General features: G+C 72.1%; 25 protein-coding genes. 14 read left to right on the top strand and 11 right to left on the bottom strand.

Features of this window, described 5'->3' with window-relative positions; translation table 11 throughout:
• Positions 1 to 9: 9 nt before the first annotated feature.
• The 3 genes from FZN60_RS12085 to FZN60_RS12075 all read right to left on the bottom strand — a co-directional run bounded on the left by FZN60_RS12085 (position 10) and on the right by FZN60_RS12075 (position 4,277).
• Positions 10 to 1,188: a divergent polysaccharide deacetylase family protein gene (locus tag FZN60_RS12085; protein ID WP_158873727.1), complete on the bottom strand. Its 1,179-nt coding sequence runs from the start codon at positions 1,186 to 1,188 to the stop codon at positions 10 to 12.
• A gap of 118 nt (positions 1,189 to 1,306) precedes the next feature.
• Complete coding sequence (locus FZN60_RS12080) at positions 1,307 to 2,647, bottom strand: S41 family peptidase (protein WP_158873726.1); 1,341 nt, start codon at positions 2,645 to 2,647, stop codon at positions 1,307 to 1,309.
• Positions 2,637 to 4,277, bottom strand: coding sequence for a murein hydrolase activator EnvC family protein (locus tag FZN60_RS12075; RefSeq protein ID WP_158873725.1), 1,641 nt, complete (start codon positions 4,275 to 4,277; stop codon positions 2,637 to 2,639). Before FZN60_RS12075 ends, FZN60_RS12080 begins: the two co-directional genes overlap by 11 nt.
• Positions 4,278 to 4,593: 316 nt before the next feature.
• Here FZN60_RS12075 and rplU point away from each other — a divergent pair, with 316 nt between their 5' ends.
• The 12 genes from rplU to FZN60_RS12015 all read left to right on the top strand — a co-directional run bounded on the left by rplU (position 4,594) and on the right by FZN60_RS12015 (position 14,038).
• Entirely contained in the window at positions 4,594 to 4,917 is a 324-nt protein-coding gene (rplU, locus tag FZN60_RS12070; RefSeq protein ID WP_158873724.1) for a 50S ribosomal protein L21, read from the top strand.
• A 34-nt stretch (positions 4,918 to 4,951) separates the two neighbouring features.
• Positions 4,952 to 5,227, top strand: coding sequence for a 50S ribosomal protein L27 (gene rpmA, locus FZN60_RS12065; protein WP_158873723.1), 276 nt, complete (start codon positions 4,952 to 4,954; stop codon positions 5,225 to 5,227).
• Between the two features lie 136 nt (positions 5,228 to 5,363).
• Positions 5,364 to 5,960: a GNAT family N-acetyltransferase gene (locus tag FZN60_RS12060; RefSeq protein WP_158873722.1), complete on the top strand. Its 597-nt coding sequence runs from the start codon at positions 5,364 to 5,366 to the stop codon at positions 5,958 to 5,960.
• Entirely contained in the window at positions 5,957 to 6,538 is a 582-nt protein-coding gene (locus tag FZN60_RS12055; RefSeq protein ID WP_158873721.1) for a DUF3833 family protein, read from the top strand. Before FZN60_RS12060 ends, FZN60_RS12055 begins: the two co-directional genes overlap by 4 nt.
• A 44-nt stretch (positions 6,539 to 6,582) precedes the next feature.
• Positions 6,583 to 7,593 carry a GTPase ObgE gene (gene obgE, locus FZN60_RS12050; protein ID WP_158873720.1) on the top strand — a complete coding sequence of 337 codons (1,011 nt, stop codon included), beginning with the start codon at positions 6,583 to 6,585 and terminating at the stop codon, positions 7,591 to 7,593.
• Complete coding sequence (gene proB / locus FZN60_RS12045) at positions 7,590 to 8,777, top strand: glutamate 5-kinase (protein ID WP_158873719.1); 1,188 nt, start codon at positions 7,590 to 7,592, stop codon at positions 8,775 to 8,777. The genes obgE and proB overlap by 4 nt, the downstream gene beginning before the upstream one ends.
• A gap of 27 nt (positions 8,778 to 8,804) precedes the next feature.
• The gene (locus FZN60_RS12040; RefSeq protein WP_158873718.1) at positions 8,805 to 10,088 is read left to right on the top strand and encodes a glutamate-5-semialdehyde dehydrogenase; all 1,284 of its coding nucleotides are present in this window, start codon (positions 8,805 to 8,807) and stop codon (positions 10,086 to 10,088) included.
• Positions 10,085 to 10,720, top strand: coding sequence for a nicotinate-nucleotide adenylyltransferase (locus FZN60_RS12035; protein WP_422569993.1), 636 nt, complete (start codon positions 10,085 to 10,087; stop codon positions 10,718 to 10,720). The genes FZN60_RS12040 and FZN60_RS12035 overlap by 4 nt, the downstream gene beginning before the upstream one ends.
• Before the next feature lie 117 nt (positions 10,721 to 10,837).
• A complete protein-coding gene (gene rsfS / locus FZN60_RS12030; protein WP_246726731.1) occupies positions 10,838 to 11,221 on the top strand; it encodes a ribosome silencing factor in 384 nt (127 codons plus the stop codon).
• Between the two features lie 46 nt (positions 11,222 to 11,267).
• On the top strand, positions 11,268 to 11,750 hold the full coding sequence (gene rlmH / locus FZN60_RS12025; RefSeq protein WP_158873717.1) for a 23S rRNA (pseudouridine(1915)-N(3))-methyltransferase RlmH: 483 nt from the start codon (positions 11,268 to 11,270) through the stop codon (positions 11,748 to 11,750).
• Between the two features lie 78 nt (positions 11,751 to 11,828).
• Positions 11,829 to 12,494, top strand: a complete 666-nt coding sequence (locus FZN60_RS12020; protein ID WP_158873716.1) for an SOS response-associated peptidase — start codon at positions 11,829 to 11,831, stop codon at positions 12,492 to 12,494.
• A complete protein-coding gene (locus FZN60_RS12015; protein ID WP_158873715.1) occupies positions 12,491 to 14,038 on the top strand; it encodes a phospholipase D-like domain-containing protein in 1,548 nt (515 codons plus the stop codon). Before FZN60_RS12020 ends, FZN60_RS12015 begins: the two co-directional genes overlap by 4 nt.
• On the opposite strand, the gene rirA is transcribed toward FZN60_RS12015, so the two are convergent.
• Complete coding sequence (rirA, locus tag FZN60_RS12010; RefSeq protein ID WP_158873714.1) at positions 13,956 to 14,444, bottom strand: iron-responsive transcriptional regulator RirA; 489 nt, start codon at positions 14,442 to 14,444, stop codon at positions 13,956 to 13,958. The two genes, FZN60_RS12015 and rirA, sit on opposite strands and share 83 nt — an antisense overlap.
• 352 nt (positions 14,445 to 14,796) lie before the next feature.
• On the opposite strand from rirA, the gene FZN60_RS12005 reads away from it, so the two are divergent.
• A complete protein-coding gene (locus FZN60_RS12005) occupies positions 14,797 to 15,003 on the top strand; it encodes a hypothetical protein (protein WP_158873713.1) in 207 nt (68 codons plus the stop codon).
• A gap of 78 nt (positions 15,004 to 15,081) precedes the next feature.
• Here the strand turns inward: FZN60_RS12005 and FZN60_RS12000 are convergent, their stop codons facing one another.
• From FZN60_RS12000 to FZN60_RS11970, 7 genes are read right to left on the bottom strand one after another with little or no spacing between them, the layout of a single operon-like run.
• On the bottom strand, positions 15,082 to 16,437 hold the full coding sequence (locus tag FZN60_RS12000) for a BatD family protein (RefSeq protein ID WP_158873712.1): 1,356 nt from the start codon (positions 16,435 to 16,437) through the stop codon (positions 15,082 to 15,084).
• The gene (locus FZN60_RS11995; protein WP_158873711.1) at positions 16,431 to 17,069 is read right to left on the bottom strand and encodes a tetratricopeptide repeat protein; all 639 of its coding nucleotides are present in this window, start codon (positions 17,067 to 17,069) and stop codon (positions 16,431 to 16,433) included. The genes FZN60_RS12000 and FZN60_RS11995 overlap by 7 nt, the downstream gene beginning before the upstream one ends.
• On the bottom strand, positions 17,069 to 18,001 hold the full coding sequence (locus tag FZN60_RS11990; RefSeq protein WP_246726729.1) for a vWA domain-containing protein: 933 nt from the start codon (positions 17,999 to 18,001) through the stop codon (positions 17,069 to 17,071). The genes FZN60_RS11995 and FZN60_RS11990 overlap by 1 nt, the downstream gene beginning before the upstream one ends.
• Entirely contained in the window at positions 17,998 to 18,954 is a 957-nt protein-coding gene (locus FZN60_RS11985) for a VWA domain-containing protein (protein ID WP_158873710.1), read from the bottom strand. Before FZN60_RS11985 ends, FZN60_RS11990 begins: the two co-directional genes overlap by 4 nt.
• A 4-nt stretch (positions 18,955 to 18,958) precedes the next feature.
• Positions 18,959 to 19,357, bottom strand: a complete 399-nt coding sequence (locus FZN60_RS11980) for a hypothetical protein (protein WP_158873709.1) — start codon at positions 19,355 to 19,357, stop codon at positions 18,959 to 18,961.
• Positions 19,332 to 20,282: a DUF58 domain-containing protein gene (locus FZN60_RS11975; protein ID WP_158873708.1), complete on the bottom strand. Its 951-nt coding sequence runs from the start codon at positions 20,280 to 20,282 to the stop codon at positions 19,332 to 19,334. The genes FZN60_RS11980 and FZN60_RS11975 overlap by 26 nt, the downstream gene beginning before the upstream one ends.
• Positions 20,282 to 21,289, bottom strand: a complete 1,008-nt coding sequence (locus FZN60_RS11970) for an AAA family ATPase (protein ID WP_158873707.1) — start codon at positions 21,287 to 21,289, stop codon at positions 20,282 to 20,284. The genes FZN60_RS11975 and FZN60_RS11970 overlap by 1 nt, the downstream gene beginning before the upstream one ends.
• Before the next feature lie 282 nt (positions 21,290 to 21,571).
• Between FZN60_RS11970 and FZN60_RS11965 the strand changes: the two genes are divergently transcribed.
• Positions 21,572 to 22,057: a hypothetical protein gene (locus FZN60_RS11965; RefSeq protein WP_158873706.1), complete on the top strand. Its 486-nt coding sequence runs from the start codon at positions 21,572 to 21,574 to the stop codon at positions 22,055 to 22,057.
• The last annotated feature ends 103 nt before the right edge of the window (positions 22,058 to 22,160 follow it).

Below are 22,160 nucleotides of genomic sequence, written 5' to 3'. Positions count from 1 at the left end.
CCTCCCCCGTCAGCCGCGCTCGGGGTCGACGGCGAGCTGCGACAAGGGGACGATCTCGATGCCGCGCTCGCGCGCCTCGCGCGCCCAGCTGCCGATCGCCGCGATCGAGGTGTCGAAGGCCGAGGCGACCCCGATGGCCGACCCTTGCGCGCGCGCGATCCGCTCCAGGAGGTCGAGCTGGCGCCGCATCTCGGCCGGGTCGTTCGCGCGGTCGACCACGACGTCGGCCACAGCGAAGGGCGCGCCGGTCAGCGCGCCGAGATCGCGGATCTTCGAGCGAGGCGAGGAGCCGTCGTCGAGGAAGAGGAGGCCGCGCCGGTCGGTTTCCGACAGCAGCGCCTCCAGCGCCGCCCCGTCAGCGGTGAGCGCCGCGCCCATGTAGTTGACCACGCCGACATAGTTGGTCGTCCGGCCGAGCGCCGCGTAGAGGGCGTCGAACTTGTCGTCGCGCGCGTCCTCGGCGGTGAGCGTGTTCGGACCCGGCGTGACGGCGGGGTAGCCGATCGGCTCCATCGGCGCCTGCATCATCAGTTCGCGCCCGTCGCGGCGGGCTTCCTGCATCCAGCGGTCGAGGCTGTTGCCGGCCGGCGCGAAGGCGAGCGTGACGCCCTTCGGCAGGCGCTCGATGGCGGCCTTGGTCCCGGTCTGGCTGAGGCCGAGGCCGCCCACGACGATGGCGATGCGGGTGCCGAGCGCTTCGCCGGGCGCCCCGGCATAAACGTCCAGAGGCCGCAGCCCTTCGGCGGAGCGGCGCGGCAGCGGCCCCCAGGCGCTGTCCTCCACGAGGCCCGGAGCCGGGCGATGCGCTTCGGCGGCCGGCTGGCGAAGCGACCCCGGGTCGGACACGGCGATCGCGGCATATCGGGTGGCGGGCGCGGCCTCGGCCGCGAAGCCCCCATCCAGATCCTCGTCGCCCCGGAGCGTGGCCGCGGTCGCCACCGGGTCGCTCGCGGATGCGGCCGCCCGTTCGGCTTTCGGCTGCTCGGTGGGAACGGGAGCGGGGATCGGCGCGAGGGCGTCGGCCACCCGGAAGCTCGGCTGGCCGTCGAACACGGTCCAGGTCAGGCCGGCCGCCACGAGAAGCAGCGCCGTGCCGGTCGCGAGCCGCACGACGCGGCCGGCGCCGCGCCGCGGGCGAAGGGGCGACGGGCGGTCGAGGCCGAGCGGACGGTAGAGCGAGCCTTGCATGACTCGGTAGCTAGCAGCGGAAGCTGAAGCGGGCCTCGCGGCGCCGGCGCGCGAACGAGAAAGGCCCCGGAGGCGGGTGCCGTCCGGGGCCTTGGATCGTCTGCGGGACGCGATCGCCTCAGTTGGCGATCGAGGCCTCGCGCTTGGGCGGGAAGCTCGCATCCGTCTTCACCCCGCGCAGGAGGTCGAAGGCGTAGTTGAGTTGGAGGTCGTCCTTCTGCTCCGGCGGCACGTAGTCGAGCGAGCCGGAGCCCTCGTCGGTTTCTTCCTTGCCGGTGATGTGGCCGCGCAGCGAGGATTCGCCGCGAACCACCTCGTCCTCGGAGTCGAGGCCCATCTGCTTCTTGATCTCGTCGGGCAGCGGCTGCTCGACGGCGATGTCCGGGTTGATGCCGCGGCCCTGGATCGAGGCGCCGGACGGCGTGTAGTAGAGCGCCGTCGTCAGGCGCAGCGCGCCGTTGGCGCCGAGCGGGATGATGGTCTGCACCGAGCCCTTGCCGAAGGAACGCGAGCCGACCACGGTGGCGCGGCGCTGATCCTGAAGGGCGCCGGCGACGATCTCCGAGGCCGAGGCCGAGCCGCCGTTGACGAGCACGACGAGCGGCTTGCCGTCGATGTCGTCGCCCTGGCGGGCGTTGTAGCGGCGCGTTTCCTCGGGGTTGCGCCCGCGGGTCGACACGATCTCGCCCGAGTCGAGGAAGGCGTCCGACACCGAGACCGCCTCGTCGAGGAGACCGCCCGGATTGCGCCGCAGATCCAGGACGTAGCCCTTCAGCTTGTCGCCGGTCTTGGCCTTGATGTCGCGGATCGCGTCCTCCATGCCGACGGTCGTCTGCTCGTTGAACTTGATCAGCTTGATGTAGCCGATGTCGTTCTCGACCGTGTGGCGGACCGAGGGCACCTTGATGTCGTCGCGGGTGATCGACAGCCGGATCGGCTTCGTCGCGCCCTCGCGGATGATGGTGAGCGCGACGGCCGTGCCGATATCGCCCTTCATCTTGTCGACGGCTTCTGTCAGCGACAGGCCGCGCACCTCGTCGCCGTCGATCTGGGCGATGAGGTCGCCGGCCAGGATCCCGGCCTTGTCGGCCGGGCTGCCCTCGAAGGGCGAGACGACCTTGACGAGCTCGTTCTCCATGGTGACCTCGATGCCGAGGCCGCCGAACTGGCCACGCGTCTCGACGCGCATGTCGGCCGCCTGCTCGGCGTTCATGTAGCTCGAATGCGGGTCGAGCGAGGTCAGCATGCCGTTGATGGCGGTCTCGACCAGCTTGCTGTCGTCCGGCACGTCGACGTACTGCGCGCGCACGCGCTCGAACACGTCCCCGAAGATCGCAAGCTGCCGATAGGTGTCGGAGTCGGCCGCCTGGGCGACGCCCCACTCGTGGCTGGAGATGACGGTCATGGCCGTCGCTCCCATCAGCGCACCGGCGGCGAGTATCGAAAGCTTACGAATCATTCCTCGTCCTTCCAGAGGATTCGACCGTCCACCACGGAGACGGATCGATCGGTTTCCCGTCCTTGCGAAACTCGACGTAGAGGGTCGGCTCCGTCGCATCGAAGTCGCTCCCCGATACGCTCGCCAGCCGCCTGTCGCCCATCGCGGCGACCGGCTCTCCTGCCAGCACGAACTGTCCGACGCCCGCGTCGATCCGGCTCATGCCCGCCAGAACAACATGATAGCCATCGCCGGCGTTCAGGATCAAGACTTGCCCGTAGGAACGGAACGGTCCGGAGTAAAGCACCGTCCCGTCCGCCGGCGCGGTCACGACGTCGCCGGCGCGGGTCGCGAAGGACGCGCCGCTCGCCGCCTGCCCGATGTCGTCCTTGTCGCCGAATGCCACGATCTGCCTGCCCGCCACCGGCTTCGTCAGACGTGCCTTCAATGTCGAAAATGCGGCGGCCGGTTCAAGGTGCGGAATGTCACGGCGAAGTGACGCGATGTCGTAGGTCGGCGCCGGAGGCGGCGCGGCCGGCTCGACGACGGCGGCTGCCGGCGGCACGAGCGCCGCTACGTCCTGCGGCGGCTCGGCGGCAGGCGTGGCAGCGCCGTTGGACCGGCGCTGCGCCTCGACGCTTTCGCGACGCGCCTCCCCCGCTTCGGCGAGGCGCAGGCGCTCGGCGGCCTCCGCTTGCGCCTGCGCCTGCGCCGCGGCCTCGGCTTGCGCGACACGCCGCGCTTCCTCTTCCAGGCGAGACGCGGCTTCGGCGGCCCGCGCGGCGTCGAGTTCGGTTTCAAGGGACGCGATCAGGCCTTCGAGGTCGGTCGCCTGACCGGCGAGTTCCTCGGTGCGCTGCTGGGCGGCCTCGCGCCGGTCGCGGCTCGTCGCTTCCAGCGCTTCCTTCTCGGCGAACAGCGCCGCGAGGCGTGCCTCCTCCTCCTTCTGCAGGCGCATCTGAGAGGCGTAGGCGGATTTTTCGGCGACGATCGCGCCGCGAACGAGGGCGAGCTTCTCCAGGTCCCGGGCAAGCGCTTCGGTTTCGGAGCGGATACCGGGCACCACCGACCCCAGGAGAATGGCGCTGCGCACGGAGCCGAGCGCGTCCTCGGGTCGCACCAGCAGCGCCGGCGGCGGTTCGCGGCCCATGCGCTCCAGCGCGCCGAGCACCTCCGCCAGGAGGCCGCGCCGCTCGCGCAGCGAAGCGCGCAAGCCCTCCTCCTGGACGCCCAGGGTCGCGATCCGGCTCTCGATCGCGGCGACCTCTCCGGCTGCGCGCTTCTGCGCGCTGGCCGCCTCGATCATCGCGGCGCGGATCTTCTCGCGGTCGGCGGCGAGCGCCACGATCTCGGTGTTCAGCTCGTCGACGGTCTTCTGGCCGAGCGTGATCTCGGCCGCGATGGCGTCGAGCTCGTCGCGCGTCTTTCGGCTGCGGGCCTCCAGCGCGGCGAGGCCAGGCGCGGGCGCCGCGGCCGGCGCCGCGTCCAGGGCGAGCGGCGGCGCGGGCGCGTCCTCCGTCGCCAGGGCCGCGAGCGGCAGTCCGGCGGCGAGCGCGAAGGCGGTCGCGCACAGCCACGCGCCGCCGCGCCGTCGCCGGGAACGGCGCCGGGTCTCCTCGTTCGGGAGCGGGCGGTGCATGCTGGATACCAAGAACGGTCCTCCGCGGCCTCGATCGAGGAAGATAACGGCGAGGCTTTAAGATCCAATCAACTATCCGCGCATGGCGCCAAGCCTGCGTCCCATCATCGCCCTGTCGGTCCGGCCGAACAAGACGGGGGTCGCGGTGCCGCGGGAAAACCTTGACCGGGTGCGGCACAACGGCTAGATGCGGGCCTCGACATGGGCGCGGGGTCGACTCGCGCCCGTTTGCCTATAGACCACCCGATCCTTCAACCGACTGAACAAAAAGACGGCCCGCCCCCGGCATCGGGGATCCAATGCGAGGCCGGATCCGAACGGAGATAAAATGTTCGCAGTCATCAAAACCGGCGGCAAGCAGTACCGCGTGTCCGCCGACGACGTCTTCGAGGTCGAGCGTCTCGCCGGCGAGGCGGGCGACAGCCTGACCTTCGCCGAAGTGCTGATGGTCGGCTCGACGATCGGCGCCCCCTTCGTTTCGGGCGCCAGCGTCATCGCCGAGATCGTCGAGCAGACCCGCGGCCCCAAGGTCATCTCGTTCAAGAAGCGTCGCCGTCAGAACTCGAAGCGCTCGCGCGGTCACCGCCAGGACCTGACCCGCATCCGCATCACCGAGATCCGCGGCGCCTCCAACGAGAGCAAGTCGGCCTGAGGCCGGCGCTGACGACCGCACAAGGAGAACACCCATGGCACACAAAAAAGCAGGCGGCTCCTCGCGCAACGGCCGCGATTCCGAGTCCAAGCGCCTCGGCGTGAAGCTGTTCGGCGGCCAGGCGGCCCGCGCCGGCAACATCATCGTGCGTCAGCGCGGCACGCGCTGGCACCCGGGCGCCAACGTCGGCATCGGCAAGGACCACACCCTCTTCGCCCTCACCGACGGCACCGTGACCTTCCAGACCAAGGCCCGCGGCCGCGCCTTCGTTTCCATCAATCCGAATCCGATGGCCGACGCCGCAGAATGACCGGTGCTCGACGTACCGGTGGCCCAGCCCCCCGGTACGTCTGACGGAGCGCCCCGAAAATCGGGTTTCCAGGACGAAGCGGAGGGGAGATGGGTCGCCATCTCCCCTCTTCGCTTTTCCCGGAAGGACCTGTTCCATGGCGCCCGAGTCCCCACCTGACGACGAGCCCGAATGTCGCTTTCCCGGCGGTTCGATCCGCACCGGGCGGCTTCTCCTGCGGCCGCTCAGTCCGGCTGACGCGCCGGAGCTCGCGCGGCAGGCCAACGACCGCGCGCTCGCGGCGATGACCTCCTCCGTGCCGCACCCCTACGGGCTCGAAGACGCCGAAGCGTTCATCGCGTCGGTAAGGGCCGAGGACGCCTTCGTGCGGGCGGTGGCCTGCGGGCGCACGGACCGCTTCTTCGGCGTCTGCTCGCTCTCCGACTGCCGCGAGGATCGCTCCACCGAGCTCGGCTACTGGATCGGGCGCGAGCACTGGGGCCGGGGCTATGCCACGGAAGCCGCGCAGGCGATGATCGACGAGGCCTTCTCGCGCAACACCGGGATCGCCGCCGTCACCGCGAGCTGCCGCGTCATCAACGGCGCCTCGCGCCGGGTGATCGAGAAGTGCGGCTTCCAGATGCGCCGGCTCGGCTTCGTGACCTCGCGCGTCGACGGCCGCGTCTCGGCCGAGTGCTACGACCTCGACCGCCGCGCCTGGGAAGCGCTGAAGCGCTGGGGCAAGGCCTCGTGAGCCGCCGCCTCGCCTCGGCCGCGGCGATCGCGCTCCTCCTGGCGCTCGCCGGGTGTCTCGCGCTCGCCGCCCCGGCGCGGCTGCCGGAGGCGCAAGCTGACGGCTTCGACCTCCTCGCCTTCTTCGACGGCGAGGCGCGCTCGACGGGCACGATCACGACGGCGCTCGTTTCGACGCAAGCCTTCTCGGCGACCTTCGAGGGCCGCCGCGAAGGGAACAGCCTTCGCCTCGACGAGCGCTTCCGCTTCGCCGACGGCTCGGCGCGGCTCCAGCGCTGGAGGCTGACGCGGGATGGCGGCGGGCGCCTTCGCGGCACCGTCGAGACGGAGGACGAGACCGGCGCGCTGCGCCCGCCCGTTCCCGTCGAAGGGCGGCTGACGGCCGAGGGGGCAGTGCTCGCCTATGACGGCTATGCCCCGGGCGGCGGGACGCTCCGCCTCGGCTTCCGCCACGCGATGACCCGCCTCGACGGGCGGCGCGTGTCCAACCACGTCACTGTCAGGCTCCTCGGCCTGCCCCTTGCCACATCCGACGTCGTCTTCGTCCGGGACGGTGCCAATCCCCATCTGATGCGCTAAGGAGGCCAGGAAGGCCCCGCAGCGCCAACGAACGTATCGACCCCATGAAGTTTCTCGACCAGGCCAAAGTCTATGTCCGCTCCGGCGACGGGGGCGCCGGCGCCGTGTCCTTCCACCGCGCCAAGTTCATCGAGTTCGGCGGCCCGGACGGGGGCGACGGCGGGCGCGGCGGCGACGTGTTCATCGAGGCGGTCGCCGGCCTCAACACGCTGATCGACTACCGCTACCAGCAGCACTTCCGCGCCAAGACCGGCATGCACGGCATGGGCCGCAACCGCACGGGCGGCAAGGGCGACGACGTCACGCTTCGCGTGCCCGTCGGCACGCAGGTCTTCGACGAGAACAACGAGACGCTGATCTGCGACCTGACCGAGATCGGACAGGTCGTGCGTATCGCGGCGGGCGGCAATGGCGGCTTCGGCAACGCCTACTTCAAGACCAGCGTCAACCAGGCGCCGCGCCGGGCCAATCCCGGCCAGGAGGGCGAGGAGCTGACGCTCTGGCTGCGGCTGAAGCTCATCGCCGATGCCGGGCTCGTCGGCCTGCCCAACGCCGGCAAGTCGACCTTTCTCGCCTCCGTCACCCGCGCCCGGCCGAAGATCGCCGACTATCCCTTCACCACGCTCCATCCCGGCCTCGGCGTCGCCCATGTCGGCGACCAGGAATTCGTGATCGCCGACATTCCCGGCCTCATCGAAGGGGCGCACGAGGGCGTCGGCATCGGCGACCGATTCCTCGGCCACATCGAGCGCACCCGCGTCCTCCTCCACCTCGTGTCCGGCACGGAAGAGGACGTGGCGCTGGCCTACCGGACGGTGCGCACCGAACTGGAGGCCTACGGCGAAGGGCTCGACGAGAAGCCCGAGGTGCTGGCGCTCTCGAAGATCGACGCCCTCACGCCGGAGGAGCGCGAGGAGAAGCGCGCCGCGCTGGCCGCGGAAGCCGGGCGCGAGCCCATGCTGATGTCGGCGGTGAGCCGCGAGAACCTTTCCGACGTTCTCGTCGCGCTCCATCGCGAGATCGTCGGCCTCGACGCCGAGGACGACGAGCGATGAGCGTCGGCGGCCTCGCCCCCTTTCGGCGCATCGTCGTCAAGATCGGCTCGGCGCTCCTCGTCGACCCGAAGAAGGGCCTGCGCCGCACCTGGCTGGAATCGCTCGGCGAGGACGTCGCGCGCCTCGCCGCCGAGGGCAAGCAGGTCCTCCTCGTCTCCTCCGGCGCGATCGCGCTCGGCCGCACGCTGCTGAAGCTGCCCCGCGGCCCCCTGAAGCTGGAGGAGAGCCAGGCGGCGGCCGCGGTCGGGCAGATCGCGCTGTCGCGCACCTATTCCGAGATCCTCGGCCGCCACGGGTTGGAGACCGGCCAGATCCTCCTCACCTTCGGCGACACCGAGGAGCGGCGACGCTACCTCAACGCCCGCGCGACGATCGAGACGCTGCTCTCCTTCCGCGCCGTGCCGGTGATCAACGAGAACGACACCGTCGCCACCGCCGAGATCCGCTACGGCGACAACGATCGCCTCGCCGCGCGCGTCGCCACCATGACCGGCGCCGACCTCCTCATTCTCCTCTCCGACGTCGACGGGCTCTACACCGCGGCTCCGCAGATCGACCCGGAGGCCCGCCACATCCCCGTGGTCGAGGCGATCACGCCGGCGATCGAGGCCATGGCGGGCGCCCCGGCCTCGGAGCTGTCGCGCGGCGGCATGCGCACCAAGGTCGATGCCGGCCGCATGGCGACGGGCGCGGGCACCGCCATGATCATCACGCTCGGCAGCCGCCTTTATCCCCTTTCCGCCATCGAGCGCGGTGAGCGCTCGACCCTGTTCAAGCCGGTCGGCACGATCGGGCTGGCGCGCAAGCGCTGGATCGTCGGGCAGATGAACCCGGGCGGCCGCCTCGTCGTGGACGAAGGCGCGGTCGCGGCGCTGAAGAGCGGCAAGAGCCTTCTGCCTGCCGGCGTCACGCGCGTCGAGGGCCGCTTCTCGCGGGGCGACGCGATCCGGGTCTGCGACCCCTCGGGCCACGAGATCGGCCGCGGGCTCGTCGCCTACGACTGGGAGGACGCGGCCAAGATCGCCCGGCGCCGCACGAGCGAGCTCGCTGCCATCCTCGGCTACCAGCCCCGCGCCGCGATGATCCACCGCGACGACCTCGTGCTCGGCGTTCTGCCGGAGATCGAAGCCCCGGCCGCGGCGGGCGAGCCGCCGGCGCCGGACGCGCGCGTTTCAGCCGCCTGATCTCATCCCTTTGCCGGTGACGAAGCCATGCTCGACCAAGCCGCAGACACGACCGACATCCACGCCCTGATGGCCGACCTCGGCGCCCGCGCCCGGGCCGCCGCCCGCATCCTCGCGACCGCCCCCTCCGCCGCCAAGGACGCGGCCCTGCGCGCCATGGCCGACGCGATCGAGGCGCGAAGCGCCGGCATTCTCGCCGCCAATGCCGAGGACGTCGCCCGCGCGGAAGAGGCCGGCATGGCCGCCTCCTTCATCGACCGCCTGCGCCTCGACGACAAGCGCCTCGCCGGCATCGCCGAAGCCTTGCGCGAGGTCGCCGCCCTGCCCGACCCGGTCGGCGCCGTCACCGCGGAGTGGACGCGCCCCAACGGCCTGCGCATCGCCCGCGTGCGCACGCCCCTCGGCGTGATCGGGGTCATCTACGAGAGCCGGCCCAACGTCACGGCCGACGCCGGTGCGCTGTGCCTCAAGGCCGGCAACGCCGTGATCCTGCGCGGCGGCTCGGACTCCGCGGCCTCCTCCGCCGCCATCGGCGAAGCGCTGCGGGCGGGCCTTGAGGCGGCGAACCTGCCCGCCGACGCCATCCAGATCGTGCCGACCCGCGACCGCGCCGCCGTCGGCGCGATGCTGCGGGGCCTCGGCGGCGCCATCGACGTCATCGTGCCGCGCGGCGGGCGCTCGCTGGTGGAGCGCGTGCAGGGCGAGGCGCGCGTGCCCGTCTTCGCCCACCTCGAAGGCCTCTGCCACGTTTATCTCGACGCCACGGCCGACCTTGCCATGGCCGTCGAGGTCGCGACCAACGCCAAGATGCGCCGCACCGGCGTCTGCGGCGCCGCCGAAACGCTGCTCGTCGACCGGCGCGACGCAAGCCGCCTCCTTCCGCCCGTCCTCGACGCGCTCAGCCTCCGCGGCTGCGAGGTCCGCGGCACGGACGAGGTCCGCGCGCTCTGGCCCGACGCCCGTCCCGCGACAGAGGCCGACTTCGACACGGAATATCTCGACGCGATCATCTCCGTCGCGCTCGTCGACGGCGTCGACGGCGCCATCCAGCACATCGAGCGCCATTCCTCGCACCACACCGAGGCGATCGTCGCGGACGACGAGGCGGTGGCCGAGCGCTTCCTGTCGTCGATCGATTCCGCGATCCTCCTCCACAACGCCTCGACGCAGTTCGCCGACGGCGGCGAGTTCGGCTTCGGCGGCGAGATCGGCATCGCGACGGGCAAGATGCACGCCCGCGGCCCCGTCGGCGTCGAGCAGCTGACGAGCTTCAACTACCGCGTCCGCGGCACCGGCCAGATCAGGCCGTGACGAGCCGGGATGCGGAGCTGCGGACGGCGCTGCGCCTGCCGCCGGCCCCGCCGGGGCAACGGATCGGGCTCTTCGGCGGCTCCTTCGACCCGCCGCATGAGGGCCACCGCCTCGTCGCGCGCGTCGTCCTTCGCCGGCTTCGGCTCGACCGGCTGTGGTGGATCGTCACGCCCGGCAATCCCTTGAAGGACCACGGCCGCCTCGCGCCCTTGAGCGAGCGGGTCGCCCTGTCGCGCGCGCTCGTCGGCGGCGACCGGCGCATCGTCGTCACCGCCTTCGAGGCGGCCCACCGCATCCGCTACACGGCCGACACGCTGGAGCTCGTCACCTCGCGCCGGCCGAACGCCCGCTTCGTCTGGATCATGGGCGCGGATTCGCTGCGCTCCTTTCATCGGTGGCAGGACTGGAAGCGGATCGCGGCCATGATGCCGCTCGCCGTCGTCGATCGGCCGGGCTCGACGCTGTCGGTCCTGTCCTCGCCCGCCGCTCTTCGGCTGGAGGGGCATCGCATCCCGGAACGGGACGCCGCGCGCCTCGCGAGCCTCGATCCACCGGCCTGGGTGTTCCTCACCGGACCGCGCTCGGCCCAGTCGTCCACGACTCTTCGGCGGCTGCAAGATTCACTGTCTTGAAACCGTCGCCTGTCGGTGCCTATCTTTTGATCGTGAGCCCGAGATCGTCTCGGTGCCACGACGTTTCCGAAAGGGAAAACGAAGCTGAGACCTGCTTTGGATGCGAAGGACGCCCCTGTGGCCGCTCCTTCAACCGCCGCCGAGGATGCGGGTTCGTCCGTGGCGCGCGCCATCGAACTCGTCGTCCGCAGCCTGGATGACTCCAAGGGCGAGGACATCGTCTCGATCGACATGAGGGGCAAGAGCCCGCTCGCCGACCACATGGTGGTCGTGTCCGGACGATCCCATCGCCACGTCACGGCCGTCGCCGAGCATCTCCTCTCCGACCTCAAGGACAACGGCTTCGGCAATGCCAAGGTCGAAGGCCTGAACAACGGCGACTGGGTGCTGATCGACACGGGCGACATCATCGTCCACATCTTCCGTCCCGAAGTCCGCGCCTTCTACAACCTCGAGAAGATGTGGACCGTGGGCGACGCGGGCGACTCGACCGTCCACTGAACCCAGTGGACGCGACATCGGGCATGGCGGCGCGCGGGGCATTCCCGTGCGGCTGACCACCGCGGCCATCGGGCGGATGAAGGCCGGCCCGGAGCGCGAGCTCTGCGAGCGCTATCTCGACCGCTTGAAGAAGAGCGGCGGCGCGCTCGGCCTCGACTATGCCGGCACGAAGGAGTGGCCGGAATCGCGCGGCGGAACGGCACCCGAGCGCAAGCGCGAGGAGGCGGCGCAGTTCCGCGCGGCGCTGCCGGACAGGTGCGTCCTCGTCTGCTTCGACGAGACCGGCCGCAGCCTCGGCTCGGAAGCCTTTGCCGGCGAGATCGCCAGCCGCCTCGAAGGCGGCGTGCGGGACATGGTCTTCTGCATCGGCGGCCCGGACGGCTTCGACGAGACCCTCCGCTCCGAGGCGGCGCTGGTCCTGTCCTTCGGACGCATGACCTTCCCCCACCAGATCGCCCGCATCCTCCTCGCCGAGCAGCTCTACCGCGCCGTGACGATCCTGTCGGGCCACCCCTACCACCGGGCCTGACGCGCCCGGCAAAAAGCGGGGAGCAAGGCGGCCCGCCTCCATACACGCGGCGGCGGGCGCCGCTACATTCCTCCCGGTATGTGCAATCTCTACTCGATCACCACGAACCAGGAAGCGATCCGGCGCTTCGCCCGGGCGACCGGCGACCGCACGGGCAACCTGCCGCGCCTTCCCGGCGTCTTCCCTGATCAGATGGCGCCGGTGGTGGGCTGCGACGCCTCGGGCACCCGCGTCCTCGACCTTTTGCGCTGGGGCCTGCCGGGGCCGAAGGCAACCGGCGAAGCGCCGGTGACGAACGTGCGCAACACCGCCTCGCCGCATTGGCGGCGATGGCTGGGCGTATCGCATCGCTGCCTCGTGCCCGCCAGTTCCTTCTGCGAATACGAAGACACCAAGCCGCGAAAGACGCCGACCTGGTTCGCGCTCGACGAGGAGCGCCCGCTCTTCGCCTTCGCCGGCCTCTGGACGGAGTGGACCGGCACGCGCGGCCCCAAGAGCGATCCCGTCGAGGGGCGCCACCGGCTCTTCGGCTTTCTGACCACCGACGCCAATGCCGAGGTGAAGCCGGTGCATCCCAAGGCCATGCCGGTGATCCTCACCGAGCCCGAGCAGATGGACCTTTGGCTGGAGGGCGACTGGGAGGACGCCAAGGCGCTTCAGCGGCCCCTGCCCGACGGCACGCTCCGGATCGTCGCGCGCGGCGAGCGCAAGGACGAGGGGAACGGCGGAGAGGACGGGCCTTGAGCCAGCTCCTCGACCCCGGCCGCACCTGCTGGCGCATCGAGGCCGCGGCCCGCTTCGCCGTGATCGTCGACGGCGCGGACTATTACCGCGCGCTGAAGGAGGCGATCCTGAAGGCTCGCCGCTCGGTCGCGATGATCGGCTGGGACTTCGACACGCGCGTCGCCATCGAGCCGGAGGGCGCGACGCTGGAGGGGCCGAACGAACTCGGCGAGTTCCTCGAATGGATCGTCGAGCGCAATCCCGAACTCGACGTCTCGATCCTCAAGTGGAACCTCGGCATCATCAACACGCTCTCGCGGGGCGAAACGCCGCTCTACGTCCTGCGCTGGATGAGCGGAGCGAGCCGCGTGCGGCTCAAGCTCGACGCCGCCCATCCCGTCGCGGCGAGCCACCACCAGAAGATCGTCGTGATCGACGACGCCCTCGCCTTCTGCGGCGGCATCGACATCACCATGGGGCGCTGGGACACCCGCGCGCACCGCGACGTCGAGCCGAGGCGCCGGGCACCCGGGCGGCGCGGCGCGCTGCTGCAGCCCTGGCACGACGCGACGACCTGCGTCGACGGCCCGGCCGCGCGGGCGCTCGGCGACCTCGCGCGCGAGCGCTGGAGCCGCGCGACGGGCAAGGCGCCGGACGCCCCGCCTCCCCCGGCCGACGACGACCGGCTGGAAGATCTCTGGCCGGACAGCGTGACGCCGCTCGCGCGCGGAGTCCCCGTCGGCATCTCCCGCACCGCCGGCGCCTTCGGCGCCTTCGCGCAGGTGTCGGAGATCGAGGCCATGACGCTCGCGATGATCGCGGGGGCGAAGCGCACCATCTTCGTGGAGAACCAGTACTTCGCCTCGCGGCGCATCGCCGAGGCCATGGCCGCGCGGCTCGCCGAGCCGGACGGTCCCGAGATCCTGATGATCAATCCGCACTCGCAGGAAGGCTGGCTGGAAGAAGCGACGATGGGCGCGGCCCGGGTCAAGCTCCTGGCGCTGATGCGCCGGGCCGACCATCACGGCCGGTTCCGCCTGTTCCACCCGGTGACGGCCGGCGGCGTCGCGATCTACGTCCACGCCAAGATCATGATCGTCGACGACCGCGTCCTGAAGATCGGCTCGGCCAACTTCAACAACCGCTCGATGGGCTTCGACACGGAATGCGACCTGTCGGTCGACGCCGCGCTGATGCCGGACGAGGCAATGGCCGCGGCGCTCGAGGCGCAAATCGCGGGCGTGCGGGACGATCTTCTCGCCGAGCATCTCGGCCTCGCGCCGGAAACGATCGCGGACGCCGTCGCGCGCGGGGGATCGCTGGTGCGGGCGGTGGACGGCTTCGCGAGCGAGACGCGGCGGCTCCAGCCGCTGCAGGCCCGCGACCTCGACGTCCTCGATCAGGCCCTGGCCGAGGCCGACCTCGTCGATCCCGAGCGCCCGCCCCGGCCGCTCAAGGCGCTGGCGCGCCGGTTCTCGACGATCATGCGACCGCGGGCGGAGCCGCGGCCGGCGCTCGCATCGCGGCGAGATCCGGTGCCGGGATCCCCAGGCGGCGGCGCATAAAGGACGGATCGCGCACGAGGTCGGCGATCGTGTAGGCGGCCAGCGCCGATAGGAAGGCTTCCAGCGCCTTGTGCAGCGCCGCGTTCAGCTCGCAGCTGTCGATCAGCGGGCAGTCCATGCGGCCCGTCTCGAAGCACTCGGCCAAGGTGAAGTTGTCTTCCGTCGCCTCGACCACGTGGCGCAGGTTGATCTCCGCGGGCGGCCGCCCGAGGCGGATGCCGCCGTTGCGGCCGCGCACGGTCTCGATCATCCGCGCCTCGACGAGGGGCGGCAGGATCTTGAACATGAAGAGCTCGGAGGCGGAATTGGCCGCGGCGATCTCGCGGATGCGGCTGAGCCGGCCTTCGTTGGCCGCGCAGTACATCAGGATGCGGATCGCATAGTTCGTCTGGCTCGTGAGCCGCATTCCGGCCTCCCATGCCGACCCGGCGCATCGCGCGCCGATCGGCCATCGCTGTCGTCGACGGCCCGCCCCTGCTTCACCGAATCACCGGCGAGCTCCGGGCGAGCGTTCATCTGATTTAGAAGCGTTCTAGGTCATTTGGAAGAGGCAGGCTCGATGCGAACCCTTCGCCGAGCTTGGCAGGCACTTCCAGGAACTCACGCGCAGCGCGAGATTCCGCGTCGAAGGCCAGTTTGGAACCTTTCCAAACCCAAACGGGTTTGCTACCTTGGAAGCATTCTAAGAGAGCGGGTCGCGAGGCCCGAGCGATCGGCGGGCACCGGATCGGTCGCCCAAACACTGGAAGGAACGGATCATGTCGGTTCACAGCGAAGCCGCCTGCAAGAAGTGCACCTACTTCGACGACCACGCCGCCAACGGCCAGCACGCCGACGCCGAAGCCGGCCTGTGCCGCTTCAACCCGCCGGTGACGCAGCCGGAGCCGGATTCCCACGGTCTCTGGCCGATCGTGGCGAAGTCCGACTGGTGCGGCCACTTCGAGACCGGCACGACGGTCAACTGACCCCGTCGATCCCATTCGGGGTCGCATGAAAGGGCCGGCGGCGCATCTGGGCGCCCCGGCCTTTCGCATGTCCGGGGGTCAGCGCAGGCGGCGCGTCGCGCGGCCGAGATCGGCCAGCGCGTCCCGCAGCGGCGGCCCTCCCCGCCCGAACAGCGCCGCGTCGAGCCGGCGAAGCGCCGCGCGCGCCTGCCCCTCCCCGTCCGTCGCTCCCTCCGCCAGCATCCGGCGTACGATGCCGCGCGCCGTCATCGCGTCGCCGCGCCGCACGGCCGCCGCGAGCCGCAACCGCTCGGGCGCGACCGGCAGGCGCCGCAGGAGGCGCCTCCACTCCGTCTCCCGCAGCCGCCGGCGGCTGGGCAGGAGCACGGCCCCCGTCAGCAGGAAGCCGGCCGCCGCCGCGAGAACCGGCGCGTTGTCCGCCAGACGGTCGCCGATTCCGGGCTCGGGCGCTTCGGTCAGGACGCCTTCCAGCGCGATGCGCTGACTGCGCAGGACAATGTCGCGCACCGCTCGCGCCTGCGTGTCGTACCAGGGGATGTGGAAGGCCTCGAGAAGACCCGGCTCCGACGAGACCGGACGCATGCGCCAGCGCCAGACGACCTTGGCGACCGGCCCGTCCGGCGTGATCGCCTGCGTGCGCTCCTCCGGCTCGGCGAAGGTGATGAGCCATTCCGCCAGCATCTTCGGGCGCGGCGGCAGGCGCGAGGCGGGCACGCCCACCGCCTCGATGGTGACCGTGCGCCGAGCCACCTCGCCGCTGGCAAGCCGCGACGGATCGCGGTCCCATTCGTCGGAATAGCTCAGCCGGCTCGCCGGCAGCCACCAGCCGCCGGCGTCCGGCGGAATGGGCGAGACCTCGATCGCCACGGGCGCCGAGACGACGGCGCGCTTCTCGCGCCGCGCCCCGTCGGCGACGGTCAGGAGATGGGTGAAGGCGCCGATCTCCAGCCGGCCGGGGCGGCTCGGATAAAGCGCGAGCCGCCGCTCGAAGACGGTGCGCTTCTTCCCGTCGATGAAGGCGCTCGTCCAGCTGTCGCGGCCGAGCTGCTGCCAGCCGAAGTTGACGAGCGGCGGCTGCTTCATCTCCTCGATCGCCACGGCAACGGTATAGACGCCGCGCAGGCGCACCAGCACCATCTCCTCGACATGCGTGTCGGCATGCGGCTGCTCGACGATCAGCTCCAGCCGGGCCGATTCGGGGTCGAGGAGTGGCGCCTCGGGTGCCGCAGGACCGGATGGCGCCGGCCGGTCCGGCGCGACGGTCGGACCTGCGGGCGCCGTTCCGGGCGCCGCGAGGTTGCCGTCGCGGTCGGCGTTGCGCGGCAGGGTCTGCGGGGGCGGCGCGATGGTCGCGGGGGCGAGTCCCTGCGCGCCGGCGGGCCCGGCGAGCGCGATCAGCAGCAGGCAGGCAAGGAGGCGAAGGCGGTTCACCACGGCGTATCCTCCGGCGGCACGGCGAGCCCGTCCTCGAATCGCTGCTGCGACTCGGCCTTGAAGCGCAGCTTCAGATAGGTGCCGGGCTCGTCCGCGAGCGTCGTCAGCCAGTCGGTGCTGGCGACTGTCGCCTTGTTGTCGTCGCGCGGCCGCAGCACCCGCTCGGCCTGCTCACCCATGGTCAGGGTCGGACCGGAATGCGAGGCGGCGTCGCTCTCCTCACCTCGCGCGGCGGTGGCGGGAATGCCGTCGATGGCATTGGCCTCGCCGATCACCGGCGGTACGAGCCGGGCGACGAGGTCGCGGTTGCGCCGGGCTTCGACGTCGGTCGCCTCGGCGAAGAGCACGGCGTCGAAGTAGGCGAGGGAGAGCGGGTAGTCGCCGAGCGCGGCGAGCGACAGGGCGCGGTTGAAGGTCTGCGAGCGTCCGGCTTCGGTGAAGGCCGCGTCCGCCTCGGCGAAGCGTTCGGCCTCGTAGAGCGCGACGCCGCGCGCCGCCGGATCGTTGAGAAGCGGCGCGGCGAGGTTCGGCAACCCCGCTTTCAGCGCGAGGCGCCCGAAACCGGCGCGGCCGGCGAAGACGGCCGCCACGAAGGCGATGACGAGAAGAAGAACGGGAGCCGCGCGCCGCATCAGGTCACCCGCTCCCGGCGGAAGAAGAACAAGGCCGGCAGCATCGCCGCGGCGAGGAGGACGCGGCCGTAGTCGTGCCAGAGGAGTGCCACGAGGTCGCTCCGGCGGAGCGTCGCCGCCTCGTTCTGGGCCAAGCGTGCCGCGACGCCGGCGGGCGCGAGCGCGCTGCCGGCGACCCCGCCGCCGGCCTCCGCGAGGCGGGCGAGCGCGTCGGCATCGGGCGGCGGCGCGGCGGCCGCGGCCGCGTTCGGCTCGACGAAGAGGGTCGACACGCGGCTCCCGCCGGCCGCGATCCGCTCCGCCTCGCGCAGGGCCGCGGGCGAGAGCCCCTCCCCGTCGGAGACGAGGACGACGTCGCCGGACAGGATCTCGGCCTGGTCGAGCAGCGTCTTGGCCATGGCGAGGCCGCGCTCGGCCCGGCTGCCCTTTTCCGGAACGGTGTCGGCGGCGAGAACCGCGATCGTGGTTTCCAGCGCCTCGGCGTCGGTGGTGAAGGCGCTGGCGAGATAGGCGTCGCCGGCGAAGACGACGAGCGCGATCGGCCGCGAGCCGGCCTCCCGCGCGACGAAGCTCGCCGCCCCCTGCGCCGCGGGAAAGCGCCCGCCCGTCACCACCGAATCCGACAGATCCATGACCAGAACCACCGCATCGAGGTTGCGGAACGTCGGCGCCTCGTCGTCGGGCACGGCCGGGCCGACCAGCGCCAGCGCCAGGAGCGCGCATAGGAGAACCGGCGCGCGGTGCCGGCGCCGGGCGCCGGGCACGACGCGGCCGAGCGCCGACAGGGCCCGCATCATCGCGGGATCCACCGCCGCTTCCCACGCACCGAGACCCGAGCGCCGCCGCCAGACATAGACGGCGGCGAGCGCGACGAGCGGAAGGCCGAGGAGCCAGGCCGGACGCAGCAGCGTCAGGTCGCCGAACAGCGTCATCGCCGCGCCTCCGCGAGCAGCAGCGCCAGCGCGAGAAGGAAGGCGAGGCTCGCCGGCACGGTCCAGTAGGGCTCCTCGACCTCCGCCGCGGGCTCGGCGAGGCGGCTCGCCTCCATGGCGTCGATCGCCTCGCCGACGGCGACGAGGTCGGATGTGTTGCGGACCCGGAAGGCTTCGCCGCCGCTCGCTTCGGCGAGGCGCCGCAGCGTTTCGGAATCGACCGCGTCGCGTGGGGCGTCCGCCTCCGAGCGGTCGCGTGGCCCGAGGGCAATGGTGTGGACGCGCACGCCGAGTTCGGCTGCGAGCTGTCCGGCGGCGATCGGATCCACCGTGCCGGACGTATCGACGCCGTCCGACAGGAGCACCACGACGCGGCTCGCGGCCGGCGAGTCCTTCAGCCGCTTGAGCGCGAGGCCGAGCCCGTCGCTGATCGCGGTCGCCCGGCCGGACACGCCGATCGTCGCCTCCTCGATGGCGCGCGCGACCGCCTCGAAGTCGAAGGTCGGCGGCGTCGCGTAATAGGCCTGGTTGCCGAAGATCACGAGCCCGACGCGGTCGCCGCCGCGCCCGCGCACGAAGCGCGCTGCCACCTGCTTGACCGCCTCCAGCCGCGTCACGGTCCGCCCGTCGAGCTCGAAATCCTCTTCTTCCATCGAGCCGGAGAGGTCGAGCGCGAGAACGAGGTCGCGCCCCGAGACCGGCAGCGCGGCGCTCGTCGACAAGCGCTGCGGTCCAGCGAGCGCCAGGACGAGGCAGAGCCAAAGAAGCGCCGGCAGCCAGCGCCGCGCCCGCGCGGCGAACGCGGCCCGCGCGACAGGCGCGGCGAGGCGCGCGGCGATCGGCGCTGGAACGCCGAGCGCGCCGATCGATGCCTGCCGCGGCGGCAGGAGACGAAGCGCCAGGAGCGGCAGCGGCACGAGCAGAAGGGCGAGCGGATCGGACAAGCTCCACATCGGATCAGCCCCGCCGCAGCGCTGCGCGGATCGCCGCGTCGGTGGCGTCCGGATCGAGCGTCGGCGCCGGCGCGTAGAGCGCGGCCCCGATTTCCCTCGCGAGTGCCGCGAGCGCCGGGCGCGGGCGCTTGGCGGACAGCTCGCGCAGGACCTGCGCCTGGACGAGGAGGCGGCGCTCCGGTTGAAGCGCGCGCGCCGCGTCCAGCCGGGCGAGGCTGGCGGCGAAGGGGGCGTCGCGCCGCCGGCTGACGAGGGCGAGAAGCGCGACGAGGAGGATCATCGCGAGGATGCCGAGCGAGAAGGCGGCGAGCGCCGTCTGCCAGAACTCGGCCGGCGTCGGGTCGGCCAAGCGCGGCGCCGAGAGCGCCGCCATCAGCTCAGCGTGCTCGGGCGAAGCGTTCATCGACGCGCTCCTCCACGCCGCGCCCCGCCGTTTCGGCCGCGAGGCCTGCATCGACCACGGCGAAGGGCAGGCCGAGCCGCTCCAGCCGTCCGATCCGCGGATCGGGCGGCTGCGCGCCGGCCTCGACGCTGCCGATGCCGCGCGCGCCGTTCGGCGCCAGAAACGGGTAAAGGCCGGCCCGTGGCTCGATCTCGAAGCGGTCGAGAACGAGAAGGCAGGCGAGGCGCGCGCGCTGCATCAAAGCGAGCGCGGCGCGGTCGAAGCGCGGTCCCGCCGCGTCGAGCCCGCTCGCCAGGAGCACGGTCGCGCCTCGCGGCCCGGCCTTCAGCGCCGCTTCCAGGAGCAGCGCCGACCCGTCCTCCGCCGGCACCGCCGCGCGCCGCGACGCGGCGAGCGCCTCGTCGTGGGCGCGGGCGAGGCGCCCGAGAAGCCGCGCCATGCCGCGCTCGCGCCCCTGCGGCGGCACGTAGGCGACCTCGCCGGCGGCGTGGATGAGAAGCGCCGCCTTGCCGCCTGCCTCCAGCGTGCGCCAGCCCTCGACCGTCAGCGCCTCGGCGGCGGCCACCGAGCGCAGCGCCCGGCGCGTGCCCCAGAGCATGTCGGGGGAAAAATCGGCGAGAAGCAGCGTCACCCGCTCGCGCTCCTCGCTGAAGGTCCGCACGTGGCGCGTGCCGGTGCGGGCGGTGGCGTTGCGGTCGATGTGCCGGATGTCGTCGCCGGCCACGAAGGGGCGCACGTCGACGATCTCCAGACCCGGCCCCTTGCGCCGGCCGACGAGCCCGCCGGGCCGGGTCGTGGCGCCGAGATGGCGCGCCGGCCGCTCGCGCGCGAGGTGCCGCAGCGCGAGAAGCGCGTCGACGTCGAGCCGCGCGCCCTCGCCCGCAGTCGCGGCGGGGTCGCTCCGCTGGAAGAGCGGCGCGGCCATCAGAGCGGCCGGACGATGTCGAGGAGGCGGTCGACGAGCCGGCGCGCCGTCTGCCCCTCCGCCTGGGCTCGCCAAGTCGGGATGATCCGGTGGGCGAGGATGTCGGGCGCGAGGGTGGACACATCCTCCGGCACCGCGAAGTCGCGTCCCCTGATAAAGGCGCGGGCCTTGGCGGCGGCGGCGAGCGCCAGCGTGCCGCGCGGCGAGACGGCGTGCTCGATGGAGCCGGCGACTTCGGTCGCGCCCGGCCCTTCGCCGCGCGTCGCCGTGACGAGGCGCACGATGTAGTCCTTCAGCGCCGGGGCGAGATGGACGCGCGCGGCGGCGCGGCGGGCGGCGAGGACCTCGCCCGGAGGCAGCGGCGGAAAGCTCCGCGCGCCGGCGTCGCCCACCGCCTCCCCTTCCACGAGGTCGAGGATCGCCGCCTCGGTTGCGGCATCCGGCAGGTCGACGAGGACGTGGGCGAGGAAGCGGTCGAGCTGCGCTTCCGGCAGCGGAAAGGTGCCCTCGTGCTCGATCGAGTTCTGCGTCGCGACCACCATGAAGGTTTCGGGCAGGCGATAGGTACGCCCGCCCGCCGTCACCTGCGACTCCGCCATGGCTTCCAGCAGCGCCGACTGGACCTTGGGCGGGGCGCGGTTGATCTCGTCGACGAGAACCAGCGAGGCGAAGACCGGCCCCTCGACGAACTCGAAGGTGCCCTGCTCCGGCCGGAAGATCGGCGTGCCCGTGAGGTCGGCGGGCATCAGGTCGGGCGTGCACTGGATGCGCGAGAAGGAGCCGTCGAGACCAGCTGCGAGACGCTTCACCGCCCGCGTCTTGGCCAGGCCCGGCGGTCCCTCCACCAGGAGATGGCCGCCCGCGACGAGCGCGACGAGCAGCCGCTCGACGAGGTCGGGCCGCCCGACGAGCCCTTCGGCCACGAAGGCGCCGAGGCGCGCGAGCGGGCGCTCCCCGCTTGCGGCGTCGGATTCGATGGCGCGGTGACGCGCCGCATGGTCCAGCATGACGGGTCCCTGTATTGCGGGCCGCCGGCGCCTCCCTCCGACGCGCGGCCGCCCTCCTCCCGAGCGGCGGTCCCGGGTGCCCGTCGTGACCGCCTCGCCTCCAAGACTAGGAAAGCCGCCCCGTCTCGGCAACAGGGCTTTGGTCGTGGATTCGCTCGACGCGAGAGCCATGCCGGTGCGCGGCAACGCAAGCGCAATCCTGCGGAAACAGGCACGCGGCAGGATTGCACCGTCGATCGAGGCGGCCGCGGCGCGGCGCCCGTGCTTTCCGGAGTCTCGCCCATGCCGCCCCGCTCCTCGGTGCTTCAACGGCTCGCCGCCGCGCTTCTGGTGGGCGGGCTCGTCTCGTCGGCGGAATCGGCGGGCGCGCGCGACGCTGCGGCGGGCCGGATCGACTGCTTCGCCCGCAGCTACGACGCGGCGCATCATGCCGCCCATCCCGCGCAGGCGGTCGAGACGATCTGGCTCGGGCACACGCCCGAAGCGGAAGCCGACCGGCCGACCGGGCGGGTCGATGCCGTCCTCGGCTTCGGCTTCCGCCTCGGCGGCGAGGCCTATTCGGGCTTAGCCTATTGCCGGAGCCTGCGCTGCGAGGTCGAAGGCGATGCCGGCAGCTTCACGCTTCTGCGCAAAGGGCGGAGCATGCGGCTCACCGTCGGCCCACACCTGTCGCTGGAAGGCGCCGACGGCTTCTCACCCGACCTCGCCCGCAGCGCCGACGACCGCGTCTTCCTCCTGCACCCCGCCCCGGCAGGCACCTGCCGCTGACCGCGAAGCGCGACGCGACACGCCATGTACAAACGAGGCGCATCCGCCGTATGTCGCGTGCGAAGCCGCCCGGTCGGTCGCGGGCGGAGGACAGCGATGGCGG

It is taken from the genome of Antarcticirhabdus aurantiaca, from assembly GCF_009765365.1.
GTDB lineage: Bacteria > Pseudomonadota > Alphaproteobacteria > Rhizobiales > Rhizobiaceae > Antarcticirhabdus > Antarcticirhabdus aurantiaca.
The sequence above is the reverse complement of the archived record's forward strand: the minus strand, read 5'-3'. Positions and strand labels throughout refer to the sequence as shown.